This is a genomic window from Pseudovibrio exalbescens (assembly GCF_028737195.1).
GTDB classification, from domain to species: Bacteria; Pseudomonadota; Alphaproteobacteria; order Rhizobiales; family Stappiaceae; genus Pseudovibrio; species Pseudovibrio zosterae.
The window spans coordinates 60,964-77,062 of sequence record NZ_JAQZAJ010000001.1; the positions used below are offsets into that span (position 1 = coordinate 60,964).

The 16,099-nt window shown below is 54.3% G+C and carries 11 protein-coding genes; 8 read left to right on the top strand and 3 right to left on the bottom strand.

Annotated elements, in window-relative coordinates; all coding sequences use genetic code 11:
* Window positions 1-202 precede the first annotated feature (202 nt).
* From PUV47_RS00325 to PUV47_RS00340, 4 genes are all read left to right on the top strand, one after another.
* Complete coding sequence (locus PUV47_RS00325) at window positions 203-1,282, top strand: porin (protein WP_274216447.1); 1,080 nt, start codon at window positions 203-205, stop codon at window positions 1,280-1,282.
* Between the two features lie 543 nt (window positions 1,283-1,825).
* Window positions 1,826-3,037: a porin gene (locus PUV47_RS00330; RefSeq protein ID WP_274216448.1), complete on the top strand. Its 1,212-nt coding sequence runs from the start codon at window positions 1,826-1,828 to the stop codon at window positions 3,035-3,037.
* 627 nt (window positions 3,038-3,664) lie between these two features.
* Window positions 3,665-4,738 carry a porin gene (locus PUV47_RS00335; RefSeq protein WP_274216449.1) on the top strand — a complete coding sequence of 358 codons (1,074 nt, stop codon included), beginning with the start codon at window positions 3,665-3,667 and terminating at the stop codon, window positions 4,736-4,738.
* 1,138 nt (window positions 4,739-5,876) lie between these two features.
* Window positions 5,877-7,064: a porin gene (locus tag PUV47_RS00340; RefSeq protein WP_274216450.1), complete on the top strand. Its 1,188-nt coding sequence runs from the start codon at window positions 5,877-5,879 to the stop codon at window positions 7,062-7,064.
* A gap of 69 nt (window positions 7,065-7,133) precedes the next feature.
* Here PUV47_RS00340 and PUV47_RS00345 read toward each other — a convergent pair whose 3' ends face one another.
* Window positions 7,134-8,033 carry an alpha/beta fold hydrolase gene (locus PUV47_RS00345; protein WP_274216451.1) on the bottom strand — a complete coding sequence of 300 codons (900 nt, stop codon included), beginning with the start codon at window positions 8,031-8,033 and terminating at the stop codon, window positions 7,134-7,136.
* 109 nt (window positions 8,034-8,142) lie between these two features.
* Window positions 8,143-10,389, bottom strand: coding sequence for a transglycosylase SLT domain-containing protein (locus tag PUV47_RS00350; protein WP_274216452.1), 2,247 nt, complete (start codon window positions 10,387-10,389; stop codon window positions 8,143-8,145).
* 324 nt (window positions 10,390-10,713) lie between these two features.
* On the opposite strand from PUV47_RS00350, the gene dapA reads away from it, so the two are divergent.
* From dapA to PUV47_RS00370, 4 genes are all read left to right on the top strand, one after another.
* Window positions 10,714-11,592, top strand: a complete 879-nt coding sequence (gene dapA / locus PUV47_RS00355; RefSeq protein WP_274216453.1) for a 4-hydroxy-tetrahydrodipicolinate synthase — start codon at window positions 10,714-10,716, stop codon at window positions 11,590-11,592.
* Between the two features lie 51 nt (window positions 11,593-11,643).
* A complete protein-coding gene (gene smpB, locus PUV47_RS00360; RefSeq protein ID WP_274216454.1) occupies window positions 11,644-12,123 on the top strand; it encodes an SsrA-binding protein SmpB in 480 nt (159 codons plus the stop codon).
* 69 nt (window positions 12,124-12,192) lie between these two features.
* Window positions 12,193-12,729, top strand: coding sequence for an inosine/xanthosine triphosphatase (yjjX, locus tag PUV47_RS00365; protein ID WP_274216455.1), 537 nt, complete (start codon window positions 12,193-12,195; stop codon window positions 12,727-12,729).
* Window positions 12,730-12,823: 94 nt separating this feature from the next.
* Window positions 12,824-13,729 carry an AEC family transporter gene (locus PUV47_RS00370; protein WP_274216456.1) on the top strand — a complete coding sequence of 302 codons (906 nt, stop codon included), beginning with the start codon at window positions 12,824-12,826 and terminating at the stop codon, window positions 13,727-13,729.
* Window positions 13,730-13,778: 49 nt separating this feature from the next.
* Here PUV47_RS00370 and parC read toward each other — a convergent pair whose 3' ends face one another.
* Window positions 13,779-16,028 carry a DNA topoisomerase IV subunit A gene (gene parC / locus PUV47_RS00375; protein WP_274216458.1) on the bottom strand — a complete coding sequence of 750 codons (2,250 nt, stop codon included), beginning with the start codon at window positions 16,026-16,028 and terminating at the stop codon, window positions 13,779-13,781.
* Between the last annotated feature and the right edge of the window lie 71 nt (window positions 16,029-16,099).

Genomic DNA, 16,099 nt, shown 5'->3' on the forward strand with positions numbered 1-16,099 from the left:
AGTGAGTGGTTGCCCTCAAAATGTGTGTGAGGCATCAATGTGTCTGCGAGGTGAAAATATCTAATCAATTGTGTGGGGGAAGGTTACTCACTCATTGATCTTTTTCGGGGACTCGCAGGGGCCATTCGGGGACACGCTCTTTTTAAATAGCGATGCGAAATGCGCCCTCTATTTGCAAACGGACTTATAGAGGTCAGGAATTATGAAATTGAAAGCTCTTCTGCTTGCGACTGCTGGTGTAGCTGTTGCAGGTTCCGCATCTGCTGCTGATCTGCCAGTCGTGGCTGAGCCAGTAGACTACGTACAGGTTTGTGACGCATACGGCGCAGGCTTCTTCAAGATCCCAGGTAAGGACACCTGCCTGAAGATCGGTGGTCGTGTTCGCGCTCAGTTCGTGACAGACAACCTGAACTCTGATGTCGATTACACAGACAACAGCTCCTACGTTCGCGGTTACCTGTACCTGACATCCATGACCGACACTGAAATCGGTCTGATCAAGACTGTGACCGAATTCCAGAGCGAGTGGGAACAGGATGCAAACGGCAACAGCAAGGTTGACGACGCTTACATCCAGTTCGCAACTCACTACGGTGACTTCCTGATCGGTCGCACGACCTCTCAGTTCGACACCTTCACTGGCGCAACTGATCTGGGCATCGTTACCCGTAACTTCTCTGATGCAAGCGTGCTTCAGGTTGCTTACAACAAGTCTCTGGGTAACGGTCTGACCGCTTCTCTGTCTCTGGAAGACTCTTCCTACCGTGCTGGTGGCGCCAACGAATATGACGTTGTTGGTGGTCTGAAGCTGTCTCAGGGCTGGGGCTTTGCTCGCGTTGTTGGTGCATACCACCAGATCGACGACATCGCTCCGACTGACGAGCAGGACGGCTACGCTGTTGCTGGTACTCTGGGCATCAACCTGGACATGCTGGCTGCAGGTGACAAGATCGTATTCGCTGCGACCTACGCAGACGCTGCTTCTTCCTACGTGAACGCGGAAAACGTCACTTGGGATCGTCTGGGTTACGACGCTTACTCTGTAGGTGCAGGTTTCACTCACTACTTCACGCCTGAGCTGGCTGCTTCTGTAGACGGTTCTTACCTCTCTGTAGAAGACGCAAGTGATTACACCCGCGCGGCTGTGACCACCTCTCTTGGTTGGTACCCAGTTTCTGGTCTCGTAATCGCTGGTGAATTCGGTTGGGCATCTGAAGATGATGACGTTGCAACCTACGATGACGAATACCTCCTCGGTACTCGCATTCAGTACACCTTCTAATCTGATCTTTCAGATTTGATTTGAGATGGGCGAGTCGGCTGACTCGCCCATTTTTTTGTTTTTTGTCCGCCAGCCCTTCTCTGTGCCTGTGGAACAATACCTTGGCTCGAACTCTTTTGATCGGGCCTCACGATTTCTCTTTCTAAAGAGCAGTAGACCCCTAAAAATACGTAGCTACACTTAACAATTGCTGCTTGGAGAGCTTATTGTGTGATATGGATCACACTTTATTATGGATTATCGATTATTTCTCCTTAAGTCTTTGAGAATAAACGATAAAATTGTGTGCTTCTTTCGCCACACTCCCCTTTGATAGTGTGGCTTCAGTGCCGCTCAAACGTGGAGGCGCGTTGCTCAGCGACGCGGATGGGAGCATTAAGAGTGCCACAAGCTGATTGCATGTATCTGCCCTATGGCCGCGAAGGTTGTGGCGGGCAGGTCGGGGGCGACGGCTTGAAGTAGGGCACTTGGGGAAACGCTCGTCCACACAGCGCATTCACCGGCCCTCTATCAGTAATTTGAGACTCATAGAGGTCAGGACACATGAAACTTAAAGCAATTTTGCTTGCAACTGCTGGTTTTGCTGTTGCAGGTTCCGCATCCGCTGCTGATCTGCCAGTAGTAGCTGAGCCAGTTGATTACGTACAGGTTTGCGACGCATACGGCGCAGGCTTCTTCAAGATCCCAGGTAAGGACACTTGCATTAAGATCGGTGGTCGTATCCGTACTCAGATCATCTCTGACAACCTGGACGACAACAACGATGAAACCAAGTACGAAGACTACGAAGCGCTTGCTCGTGGTTACCTGTACCTGACTTCCATGACCGACACTGAAATCGGCCTCATCAAGACTTTCACTGAACTTTATAGCCAGTGGGATGAAAACGGTGGTGAGCGCGCACGTGTTGGTGATGCTTACATTCAGATCGGTACTGACTTTGCAAACGTCTTCATCGGTCGTGATGCATCTCAGTTCGATGGTTTCACCGGTGCAGTAGATATCGGCGTTATCGATCGTAACTTCTCTGACCAGTCTACCCTACAGTTTGCTCTGACCAAGTCTCTGGGCAACGGCGTATCCGCAACTGTAGCAGTGGAAGATTCTTCTTACCGCAATGGTAGCGACAACTCTATCGACTTCGTTGGTAAGGTTGGCATCTCTCAGGGTTGGGGTTCTTTCGAAGTTGCTGGTGCAACCCACGCAATTGCTGACGAAGCATCCTTCAACGACAGTGATGGCGATGCTGTTGCGACTCTTCGCAAAGACGACAGCACTGGTTACGCAGTTCGCGGTACGGTGACCTTTAACCTGGACATGATTGCACCAGGCGATGCATTCGTATTCCAGGCAGCTTATGCTGATTCCGCTGCAAGCTATCTCAATGCTTCTCTGTCAGATGAAGCATTCGACAGAGCTGGCGCTATTCGTTCTGCCGATGCTGCTATGCTCGACGTACTCGGCGCAAAGGGCTACTCTCTGGTAGCGGCGTTCAGCCACTACTGGACTCCAGAAATTGCGACCACCATTGATGGTTCCTGGATGAGCCTCGAAGCTGACTACAACAACAACGGTTTTGACTTCGACGCTGACATGGATCGCTGGGCAATTGATGCTTCCATCGGTTGGTACCCAGTATCTGGCATGGTTGTAGCGCTGGACGCAGGTTTTGCGAGCACTGACTACGACGTCGAAGGCGAAGATCGTGACTTCGACGAAGCCAAGATCGGTGCACGTGTACAGTACACCTTCTAATCTGACTTAACGGTCTGATTTGAATGAGCGGAGGCGCATCAGCGTCTCCGCTTTTTTTGTTTTTGGGTCCGTTTTTCCCGTGCTGACTATCCACAGAGGTGTGACGGCGATCACATTGTCTGTGCTTTGTAATTGATTGGTTGTAGCGGCGTGGGGACGTCAGCTGAATGCTCACCTCTGGTATGTCATTCCTTCCCGAAATAATCGATAAAATAAATAATAATATCATAGTCTTAGGTGGAGGCGTGTTTAGGTTTGGTGTCATCCTGTTACGGTGATGTACTTAGGGTTGCGCACTCCAGGATTGTACGTTTTGAAGAGTTTGACTGGGGTGTGACAGGCGCGAAGGGGGCTGTTTAAGTTGTGTCGAAAAAGACACAGCCGAATATCACTGATTTCTAATTGAGTTCTTATTACGAGATACAACCTTGCGGCTCACAGCGCCGTGAGGCATCAACAGTGGCGTTGGCGCTAGACGAAGCGTTTGGATCATTTCACCGGGGGCGGTGAGGGGTTGATCCAAACCACCAGCGACAACAGGGGTAAGAGGAAGTGAAAGCCTGCTCCAAACAGTGCTTTCAAGAACTTCTTCAACACAAATTAGAGACTCTTTAGAGGTCAGGACACATGAAACTTAAAGCACTTCTGCTTGCAACTGCTGGTTTTGCTGTTGCAGGTTCCGCATCCGCTGCTGATCTGCCAGTAGTAGCTGAGCCAGTAGACTACGTACAGGTTTGCGACGCATACGGCGCAGGCTTCTTCAAGATCCCAGGTAAGGACACCTGCCTGAAGATCGGTGGTCGTATCCGTACTCAGTTTGTTACTGACAACCTGCAGGATAACGAAGGTGAAAAGTACGAAGATTACGACGCATACGTTCGTGGTTATCTGTACCTGACTTCCATGACCGACACTGAAATCGGCCTGATCAAGACGTACACCGAGTTCTACAGCGAGTGGGATGAAAAAGCTGCGGGCACTTCAAAGGTTGGTTCTGCATACGTTCAGATTGGTGCGTCTTTCGCTGATATCCTGATCGGTCGTACAACTTCTCAGTTTGACGGCTTCACCGGTGCTGTTGATGTTGGTGTAATTGGCCGTAACTGGTCTGATGAATCCACTCTCCAGATTGCTCTGACGAAGTCCTTCGGCAACGGCGTAACTGCTGCTATCTCTGCAGAAGATTCTTCCTACCGTGATGGCGACACCAACTCTGCTGACTACGTCGGTAAGATCGGTATCTCCCAGGGTTGGGGTGCATTCGAAGTTGCTGCTGCCCTGCACGACACTGTAAAGGGTGCTGAAGACAACTACGGTTACGCCATTCGTGGTACTGCAACCATCAACCTGGACATGATTGCTGCTGGCGATAAGTTCGTATTCCAGGCTGCATACGCAGATGCCGCTTCTTCTTACCTCGGCAAGTCCACTGCTGCATGGGATGCAGCTGGTCAGAGCGCTTGGGCACTGGGCGCTGGCTTCACCCACTACTGGACTTCAGAAGTTGCAACTTCTATCGACGGTTCCTACCTCACCAACGACGATGCTGACTATGACCGTTGGGCAATCGATGCTTCCATCGGTTGGTACCCAGTTTCCGGTATGGTTGTAGCTCTTGACGGTGGTTTTGCATCTGAAGATGCAGCTGGTGTAGACACCGACGAAGCCAAGATCGGTGCTCGTGTACAGTACACCTTCTAATTTGACTTAACCGTCATTTAGATCGGGAAGGGCAGGCCTTTGGTCTGCCCTTTTTGATTCCGGGTTGGACGGAAGCGACTGCAAGGCCGATGGATCAGGCCGCGCGGGGCCATCCCAAGGCAAGATCAACTCTGGTTAACGAAGTGTTAAGCCCTTGTTGCGCAGGACCTATCTGCGGTTCTTCGTTGACCGTTTTTCTTCAAGTTATTGATTTGAATGCGCAATTTTTCAGGGCGAGGGCGCTTTTGGAAGTCCCTAAGCAAATTGCACTGCATACTATTCGGGAATGGATTGCTCTCTACAGGGCAAATAAGCTGAGGGTGTGACGCTCGACACAGACCAACTACATGAAGTGGTCATATAACAGCGCATAAGATTTCTCTGATTGGAGTTTGGTGTCCTGACCTTCCAATCAGTCTCTGGCCCGGTGGTTCCAACCCACCGGGCTCCCCCTGACTACCCCTCAGGGGCCCTATAGGAGGCGCCTCATTCGCCTGGTGTTCGCGCCGGGCTTTGTCCGTTTTGTGCCTCCCAATGGCGCGCCTTGCCTCCCACACATGGTCTTGCTTGCCGGGCGCTAGGGCGTTTGCTCTGCGCTCCTGTTCCCTTTTGGGGGGCGGAGCGGGGAGCTGCACCGTGCCTTTGGTTGCCTCCGCTATTCCATTCCCTCAATTCTTGGTGCTGGTCTTGGGCAGTCTGAAACCTGCCCCCTTGCGTTTGATACTGTAAGGTCTCAGGGGCAACCGCTGGACAGCGCGCACCGCCCAATCCCGTGTCGGCGGCCATTTACCTCTTGAACCTTTTGGCAATTCAACCACCTACGCTCCCGGCCTTGTCTTGGCAGTACCGTTTCACCTTGAAAGAACGTGCCCTCAGTATCCATGGGCTGTTTCCGGTGGCTACGGAAAAGCCTCTAACAGATGGCCTCCCTTCATTTGCAGGTCCCGCGTATTTCAGCCCTCAATCTGCAGAATTGTTTGAATTGCCCATTGTCGCAATTGTCTAGCTGTTCGCTGCTGATCTTTTTCAGTCAGTCATTTTGCAATTGATTTTTTTCTCCGCCGCTTTCTCCTGAGCGCTTTTTACTGCTCTCAAGGGGAGTGAAAGCCGGAGAGGGTCTTCCAGAGAGGGCACTGGGATGTTTCGTGGAACGATTTTTTTGCCGCTAGCCGTTATTGGTTTGGGTTCACATGCGGACGCTGCAGATCTAGCGCCATTCCCGCCCGTTGTTGAGCCGATTTCATATGTTCAGGTTTGCGAGCGCTATGGTGCTGGCTATTTCGTCATTCCGGGAACCGAGACCTGCTTGCGCGTGGCGGGGCGCATTCGCACCGATGTCCAGTTTCAGGATTTTGGCAGCCGCCCCAGCAATTGGTCACAGCGCGATGAGAACGATGTTCGTTTTCGTGCAAGGGCTTATGTGTATCTTGATGCCTTTACAGAAACCGAGTTCGGCTTGTTGCGCGCCTACAGTGAAACAAGGTTCACCAGCGACAGCGATACAGTTCGCGATGATGACGAAGATGACACACTGGTCGATCTGGAGGTTGGCTACATTCAGTTCGGTGGGTTCACCTTTGGCCGCACGCAGTCTTTCTTCGATTTCTTCACGGGTGCCACCTACGGCGCGGTAGACCGGAACTTTTCCGATGACAAAACGTGGGTCGCAGCCTACACCGCCTCGATGGGCGGTCCGGTGTCCTTCTCAGTGTCTGTTGAGGACATTTCAGAGCGGGTGAACGGCACATTCGACGCCGTCACGGACCTTGATGGTTCCGGTGGTAACCGTTGGCCAGCTGGCGTTGTTGCGCTTCGCGGCGCGGACAGCTGGGGCTCTGCCCAGGTCTCCGCTGCCATTCAGGAGGCCCGGCCTCTTTCTGCTGCGGCAGACAGTGAAATGGGCCTTGCTTTCGGCGCAGGGGTGATCTTCAACTTGCCGATGCTTGCTCAAGGTGATGCGCTTGCCTTGCAGGTTCAGTACGCAGAGGCCGCCATGTCCTACATCGGCGCGACCGATGTCTTCGATAGTTACTACGACGGAACAAGAACCAGAAAAACAAAGGGTTTTGCCCTGTCAGGTGGCTTCACGCACTACTTCACACCGGAAGTGCGAACAGACTTTGACGCCAGCTATGCACAGGTAGATACGCCGCGCGGTGCCCCACAAAACGACTACACGCGGTATGCACTCGACTTTGATGTGGCGTGGACGCCGGTTCCAGGCCTGGAGTTCGGCGTGGACATTGGATACGCCAATATCGATCCCGACAATGAAAAAACCTCGGAAGAAGCGAGTGCCATTCTTCGTGCTCAAAGAACCTTTTAAGGTAATGCGTCTGGTTTCTTTGACCGAAGTTTGATGAGGGGGCTGGGCAACCAGCCCCTCTTTTCGTGCTTAAAGTTCTGCCAGAAAGCGTTCAATACGCTCTTGAACCGCCGCGCCCCAGAGCAAGGGGGCATGGCCTTCCTGTGCCACTGTGTGCATGTCCATTTCCGGGTGGCGCTCCTGCATGGCCTGCGCGGTGCGCTCGCTCAGGAGCGGCGAGTTGGAGCCCCTGATCAAGAGGTGAGGCAGGTCCTTCAAGCCGTCAAACAGCGCCCACAGGTCCACCTCTGGTGTGGCTTTGGCCGTATCCATGAGCGCGTCTTTCAAATGCGCGTCATAGGAAAGGCGCAGGCCTTCAGGCGTTTCCTCATAAAACTGACAGGCGGCGTCCAGCCAGTCCTGATCGGATAGGGCGGTAAAGCTCTGGGCATACAAAGATTTCAGCCGCGCTACAGCTTCCTCCCAATTGGGTTCGGTCATCTTCGAACCAACAGAGTTGACGATCCACTGCAAGGCGTTCTCGGGCAGTTCCGGACCAATGTCATTCAGGATTGCGCCTTTCAATCGGCCTTTGTGGCGGTAGCCAAACGACATCGCGTGCAGGCCGCCTCGGGACGTGCCAAGCAGCACATAATCCTCTATGCCTAAAGACGTGAGGCCAGCTTCAATGTCCTCTGCCTCTTGCGGAAGCGAGTAGCTGGTGTAATCCGCCGCATACTGGGACAAGCCCCGCCCGCGATAATCCATGGCCACCACGTAGTGGCCCTGATCGCTGAGATGTTTGGCAACACGGTAAAAATCGCGGGTGTTTCGGGTCAGTCCGGGCAAGCAGACCACGGGGAGTGTGCCCGGTTTTCTCTCGCCCCATGTGTGTGCGGAAAGCATCAAGCCGTCATTGGCGGTCCAGTTGTGATGACCGGCGCCTTCCAGCTTCAAAATGGAATGGTTTACCTGCAATTGGTCGCTCATCTCGCCTCCTATGCACACCAAGGGTGTGATCACGCCAGATTAGTCTAAAACCACTGCGTGCAGGCTAGATGACCTTTGGGTGGATGTCGCCTGAAAAAACTTAACGCGCTTAACCTCGCGTCAAGTCCATGGTGATGGCCAGAGGTTTGTTTTCCAGCTTCAGGCGGTACATTTGCAGGTTCTCGGTGATGCGCTGCACATAGCTGCGGGTCTCACCGTATGGAATGAACTCAACCCAGTCGACCGGGTCGACGCGAGGGTCACGGGGGTCGCCAAACCGTTCAATCCATTCATAAACCTTGCTTTTCCCAGCGTTGTAGGCAGCAAATGTGAGAATGTAGGAGCCGCCGAACTCTTCCACCAACTCGCCAAGATGGGCTGCGCCCAAAGTGGCGTTGTAGGCAGGATCGGAGGTCAAACGCGATGTGCTGTAGGAAAGGCCAATGTTGCGAGCGGTGGCCCGTGCAGTTCCAGGCATCAGCTGTAGCAAACCCAGCGCACCGGCGTGGCTCTTCGCCTTCGGGTTAAACGCGCTTTCCTGGCGGGCAATGGCGTAAACCATTGGCTTTTCAACGCCGTGCTTGATTTGTGTTTTTGCCGGGATCGCATTGGTCGGATAGGCGAGGGAGCTTGCAGAAGGGCGCGTATCGTAGGCGATCTTGCCCACCATCAGGGCCCACTGGTGCAGCTCCTTGGCTTCTGCCATTTCCGCCAGCAGGCGAACTTGCGTGTTGGTTGGTAGGTGTTCGGCCAAGTGCTTGTAAAGCAGCAGGGTATCGTTGTGGTGGCCTGCTGCGTCCATGCGGCGGATGGCGCGCACCATGTCATTGTTGTTGAAGGCAGCGCGTTCAGCAGCACTTATCTGCGGCACATTTTGCACTGGAATTTGGTTGATGCTGAGCTTTGCCAGCGCCAGTTGGCCATAATAAGCGGTATGGTAACTTCCCGCTTTCTGGTAGGTCGCAATGGCGCCAGTGCGGTCGCCTTCAGCTTCCTTGCAGCGCGCCATCCAGTAGTAGGCGCGAGAAAGCGTGATCGGCGTTTCAGCGACCTCTGTGATCTTGCGAAAATGCTTTTCCGCCCGGCGTGGGTCCTTCAAGAACTGCAGAGCATACCATCCGGCGTGCCATTCGGCCTCGGTAAACTCCAGCGCGGATTCGGCGGCGTGTTCGGCGGCAATCTCATAGGCCAGCTTCGGCTTGCCAGCTTCCACCATTTGTCGGGACACCACACGGCGGTGGTTCCACCAAGCATCCGGGTCATACAGCTCATCTGCATCCGTTGGGGCTTTTTGCAGCAGCTTTGCCGCTGTGTCATAGTCGCCCCGAGAGCGGGCAATGCTGATCTTGGCGTAAAGCGCACCGGCCTCATTGCGCATGGAGCGGGGCAGATTGGTCAACAGCCGTTCGGCGTTCTTTTCGCCGCGAATTTGAGCAACGCGGGCCTTCACATAGGCCTGCTCGTCGCGAGAAAGCTTGGACACGAAGCGCAGAGCACTGTTCGTGCGCTCCCGGTAGAGGAACATTTCAACGCGGGCGCGATAGTCTTCGCGGGTCAGCAGGCGGGCGAAAGTCGTGCCTATGTCCTTCTCCAAACCACCTTCAAGAAGCTCTTTGTGCCAAATGGGGCGGATCAACTGCCGAGCCGCGCCATTGTTGCCAACGGCCAGCTGCGCCTTCGCGAGAGCGATCTTGCCCAACATGCTCTCAGGTTGGGTGTTTCCGAATGCTGCGATGATGTCGCGGGGCGGCAGATTGGAAGCAGACAGAGAGGCTTCTGCGCGGGCGCGGGCAATCTTGGGTGATGGCCAGTGCGGCGCAGAGGCCGCAAAATTCGTGATGTACTGTGTTGGAACGCGCGGTCCACCGGCAACCATCAGTCGCCAGTCGATGATGCGGCGGTCCAGATTGTCTGGCATGCGGTTGCGGGCGTTTATGGCCTGTTCAATGCGGCCCTTTTTGATGTCGTCCAGAACGGCATCCAGCTGTGTGGCCGGTGTTGTGGCGTCGGGCACGTTCCACTGCTGGTTCTGCAAGATTACTTGAGACTGCAGTTGCTGCTGCGGGGTGGCTTGCGGGCGGATCTGATTCCGGTCGATCAACGCCATGGGCTCGGAAGCAGGGGAGGTGGCGGCACCAAATCCCGGCTTGGAGCGCGGTCCACCGTTCGCGGCATAGGCGGACACATAGGGCGAGCCCGCAGTGGTGCCTTGCGCTTGTGACACGGTTTGCTTGAAGGGGTTTGGTGCCGGTGTTTGGGAAACGTAGTGCTGCGAGGCTTCCACCGTTTGAATGGTGGCCGCACCCGCCAAAACGAAGGCAGCGGTGCTCACGCTTGCAAGAAAAACTCTAGTCATGGGCATCGGTGGTTGGCCTTATGGTCGCTGAACTCAAAACACTTGGACCCTTCTCCCCACAAAAAGGACCAATCTTCAATTCCCCTTTATAGAAAGCAAGTGCCATAAAAATGGTAAATGAAGGTTTAATTGTGGCTCGTTGCCGCTAGGTGTTTTTGCTTGTGTTCGAATAATAAAATAGCGGAGAACTAGGCAAACGAATCTTATAAGAGATTGCGTTGACCATTGATGAAGGTGTACGGGCTAAGTATGGTGGCTCGCCCAATATCAATCGTGGGTCACATTTGGGAATTTATTTGACTGCTATCCAACGAGGAACCTGAAATGTTTAAGGGATCAATCACCGCACTTGTCACTCCAATGAGGAATGGTGCCGTGGATGAGAAAGCTTTCATGGACTTTGTGGATTGGCAGATAAAACAGGGCACCCACGGCCTTGTGCCAGTGGGGACCACCGGTGAAAGCCCAACCCTGTCTCATGACGAGCACAAGCGCGTCATTGAGATGTGCATTGAAGCTGCAGCAGGGCGCGTGCCGGTGATGGCTGGTGCTGGTTCCAACAATCCGGTTGAAGCAATCGACTTTGCCAAGTTTGCCGAAGCAGCAGGTGCCGATGGCATTCTGTCCGTGACGCCATATTACAACAAGCCAAATCAGGCGGGTCTTAAGGCGCATTTCAAGGCAATTGCCGCTGAAACCAAGCTGCCGGTCTTCATCTACAACATTCCGGGGCGTTCGGTCATCGACATGACTGCCAACACCATGGCAGAGCTTTTCAAGGAAGTGCCGAACATTGTCGGGGTGAAGGATGCGACGGCGCATCTTGATCGCGTGTCCGAGCAACGTCATATGTGTGGTAAGGATTTCATCCAGCTGTCTGGCGAAGACATCACGGCTCTGGGCTTCAATGCTCATGGCGGTGTCGGCTGTATCTCCGTAACGTCCAACGTTGCGCCAAAGCTCTGCAGTGAGTTCCAAGAGGCAACGCTTGCTGGTGACTACGCCAAGGCGCTTGAGATCCAGGACCGCTTGGCACCTTTGCACCATGCGCTGTTCATCGAGCCAAATCCGACCGGCGTGAAGTACGCGCTGTCGCTGATTGGCAAGATGGAAAACGAACTGCGCATTCCGCTGGTTCCTGTTTCGGAAGAAACACAGGTCAAAATCCGCGCGGCGATGGTGCATGCAGGTCTGATCGACTAATGAATTCGGGCCGAGCCATGGTGTTCGGCCCAACACACTCAAGGAAGAAGAATGGCTGCCCAAAAAGGGGGGGCTCCCGGGCGCAAGGTTGTTGCTGAAAACCGGAAAGCCCGTTTCAACTACGAAATTGAAGAGGTATTCGAGGCCGGTCTCGAACTCAAAGGCACCGAAGTAAAGTCTCTGCGTCAGGGGAAAAGCAACGTGGCAGAAAGCTATGCGGCTGAGTACGGCGGAGAGATGTGGATTTACAACCTCTATATCCCTGAGTACACGCAGGGAAACCGCTTCAATCACGAACCGCGTCGTCCACGTCGCCTTCTCATGCATCGGCGCGAGATCAACAAGCTTGCAGGTGCTGTTCAGAAGGAAGGCAAGACCATCGTGCCGCTCAAAGTCTACTTCAACGAGACTGGGCGGGCAAAACTCGAGGTCGCTCTTGCCCGCGGTAAGAAGGTTCACGACAAGCGCGAAACCGAAAAGAAGCGCGACTGGAATCGTGAGAAGCAACGTTTGCTCAAGACAGGAGGATAACTCTCCGGCTTGCGAGAGTTATCCCCGTCTCGGCATTTCCCAGCGCTTTTGAGGATAGTGGGGCATAACATGGTCACGGTTGCGGTTGCTTCCAAAAACCCGGTCAAGGTTGGGGCAGTGGAAGAGGCCTTTCGGGCTATGATGCCCAAGGCCGAGCTGGAGTTCATCGCGCTGGATGTTGAGAGCGGTGTGCCGGACCAGCCCATTGGCGATGAGCAGACCCGTCTGGGTGCAGTGACGCGCGCAATAAATGCCAGTTTCATTCAAACCGACGCAAATTTTTGCGTTGGCCTTGAAGGCGGCATCGCGACCGTAGACGGGCAGGCCTACACCTTTGCCTGGATGGCAGTTCTGGCACAAAATCAAGAACTTGCGACCAGTCGCTCTGTTATGCTGCCGCTGCCGGCTTCTGTCATGGAAAAGGTGAACGCCGGCATTGAACTTGGTCATGCAATCGATGAAGTTTTTGGAACGACCAACATCAAGCACAAGGGCGGGGCGTTTGGAATCTTTACCGAAAACCGTCTGACGCGGCAGTCTGTTTACGTGGACACGCTGGTGTGTGCGTTGTTGCCCTTTACCAATCCGGCATTTTCCGTCAGATAAGCCTGATTGTTTTATTCCCGTTGGATTTAGGGGAGCGGGCTGAAGTATCCCCTTAACGGCTGTCAGCGCAAATTACCGTCAGTTGAGCGTATGAGTGGAACTGGCGGACGTGGAAGCACTTTTCCTGAAAGTTCTGAGTGTTGTCTTCCCGGTGGTGTTCGTTGGCGGGGCAGGGTTTTTCATTGCCAGACTGCGGATCCCCTTTGATGTGAAGGTGGTCAACAGCATCGTCTCAAACTTGGCAATGCCCTCGCTTGTCATGTCGCACCTTGCCGCACAACACATTTCGTTTGCTCAGTTTTCTCAGATGATGCTGGCGGCCTTGGTCGCCTTGTGCTGTTTCATGGGGCTGGGCTTCATCTTTCTGAAGGTGGTCGGGTTTCCGGTGCGCACCTACCTGAACGCGCTCACCTTTGCCAATGTGGGCAATGTGGGCCTTCCCATCGTCTACTTTGCATTTGGCAGCACGGGCCTTTCCTATGCGTTGGCATTCTGGGTCGTGGTCGTGCTTGGGTTATTCACGGTGGGCACATGGTTGCCGCAGCACTCTATCACCTTCAAGCGGGTGCTGACGGCGCCCAATATCTATGGTGTCATCATCGGCCTCACGTTCATGGCAATGGACTGGTCGTTCCCTGCGCCGCTGAACAGTGCTTTGACCCTTTTGGGTGGAGCATGCATTCCGCTCATGCTTTTGACCCTTGGCTTCAGCATTGCCAGTCTGAACTACGACATGCTGATCACAGGGGCTTTGATCGCAGTTTTCCATCTTGTGGTGGCCATTTTTCTGGCATCCGGACTTGTTCAGCTCTTCGGCTTCACCGGTGCTGCGAAAGGTGCCTTTGTCCTTGAAATGCTCATGCCGAGTTCGGTCTTCGCGTACCTCATGGCAGAACGTTATGCCCCTGAAACCGCTGGGCACGTTGCCAGTGTGGTTCTGTTTTCAACCCTGTTTGCAATGCTGTCTTTGCCCGTCGCCCTGGCTGTCTTGATGAGGTGAGTCCGGGTGCCGATGCGAAAAGAGCCCGGGGATACCGGGCTCCTTTGGCTTATAGATCGTTGCCGCCAAACTTGTTGCTTCGCGGGAAGCCGTTGGGCGGTAGGCGGCCCGCTTGTCCCCGGTCGCCGTACCAGTCCTGAAGCTCTTCAAGCGTTCTGCTGAAGGTCCGTCCGGAGCTGTCGAGCCAAGTCAACCCTTCGCCGCCTGGGAATGTCTTCGCGTCGGAAATGCCGCCATCACGATAGCGCTGCAAGCGCACGCCCCGGCCGCGTGTCATTTCCGCAATCTGGGCCAATGGGAACACCAGAAGTTTGCGGTTCATGCCGATCACTGCCACGTGGTCACCGTTTACAGGAACGCAGAGCTTGGCTTCACTCGGTGCCGTAACATTCAGAACCTGCTTACCTTTTCGGGTGTTGGCGATCACGTCTGCTTCTTTCACGATAAAGCCCCGTGCCTCATCGGTAGAGATCAGCAGTTTGCGTTCAGGTTTGTGGACGAAGAGGCTCAGGATGTCCTGCGCTTCGTCCATGTCCACCATCAAGCGCACCGGTTCGCCGTGGCCCCGGCCACCCGGCAACTTGTCCGCGCCAAGCGTAAAGAACTTGCCGCCGGTGGTGAACGCGAGCAGCTTGTCCGTGGTCTCGGCATGGAAGGAGAGCTTGAGGCTATCCCCCTGCTTGAAGGTGAGGGTAGAGACGTCTTGGACATGACCTTTCAGAGCCCGGATCCAGCCCTTTTCAGAGAGGACAACCGTAATTGGCTCCTTCTCGATCATGGCCTGCTGGATGTCTTCCAGATCGTGGTCATTGGCATTGCCGAAGTCGGTTCTGCGTTTGCCGAGTTCGGTTTCCGGACCGTAGGCCTTGCCAATTTCTCCCACAAGCTTGGAGACGCGGTTCCAGAGTTTCTTGTCGGAACCGAGCAATGAAATCAGGCCATCGCGTTCCTTGGAAAGCTTGTCGTGCTCCTTGCGGATTTCCATTTCTTCGAGCTTGCGCAGAGAGCGCAAACGCATGTTGAGGATGGCTTCGGCCTGAACTTCGGTCAGTTCGAAAGCCTTGATCAGTTCGGCCTTGGCGTCGTCCTCTTCGCGGATAATGCGGATAACTTCATCAAGGTTCAGGAACGCAATCAGATAACCATCAAGAACTTCAAGGCGATGGTTGATCTGACCAAGGCGATAGTTGGAGCGGCGAACGAGAACTTCTTTCTGGTGTTCCAACCATTCCTGCAGAACAGCCTTCAGGCTCATGACCTTCGGCACAACGCCCTTCGAGAGCACGTTCATGTTCAGGGAAAAGCGGTTTTCCAGATCTGTCAGCTTGAAGAGCGAGGCCATCAACAGTTCTGGATCCACATTCTTGTTCCGAGGGATCAGAACGAGGCGCACATCCTCAGCAGACTCGTCGCGAACATCTTCCAGAAGGGGCAGTTTGCGTGCCGTCAGAAGCTCCGCGATTTTTTCAATTAGTCGTGACTTTTGAACGAGATAGGGGATCTCTGTTACGACGACCTGATAGGTGCCGCGGGTGCCTTCTTCCTTGTACCACTTTGCACGCACACGGAAGCTGCCACGGCCCGTCTTGTAAGCCTCCAGAATGCTGCCTTTGTCGTTGACAATGGTGCCGCCCGTTGGGAAATCCGGGCCTTTCACAAACTGGAGGAGCTCTTCGGTTTCAGCTTCAGGCTTGTCGATGAGGAACCGACTGGCCTCGCACAGCTCGTAGACGTTGTGCGGTGGGATGGACGTCGCCATGCCCACGGCAATGCCGGTAGAGCCGTTTGCCAAGAGATTTGGGAAATTGCCTGGAAGAACAACGGGTTCCTTATCAAGGCCGTCATAAGTCTCCCGGAAATCGACTGCGTCGTCGTCAAGGCCATCCAGAACCCGCTTGGCCACATCGGTCATGCGTGCTTCGGTGTAACGCATCGCCGCAGCGCTGTCGCCGTCGATGTTGCCGAAGTTTCCCTGACCGTCGACCATTGGGTAGCGAACGGAGAAGTCCTGAGCCAAGCGAACCAGCGCGTCGTAGATCGCGGCGTCACCGTGCGGGTGATATTTACCCATCACATCACCGACCACGCGGGCGCACTTCTTGAAACCGGCTCCCGGATCAAGTTTCAAAAGGCGCATGCCATAAAGGATGCGGCGGTGAACGGGTTTGAGGCCGTCACGGACATCCGGAAGAGCGCGGTGCATGATCGTGGTCAGAGCGTAGGAAAGATAGCGCTCCTCAAGCGCGTCCTTCAACTCGATCTGTTCAGGGGCGTCGTCGCCAGTCAGTTCTTTTCCCATGGAAAATGGGTTAGCGCGTGTACCCTAAACTGGCAATGGTTCTGCTGCAGTGACCCACGGAAAACTGCAGG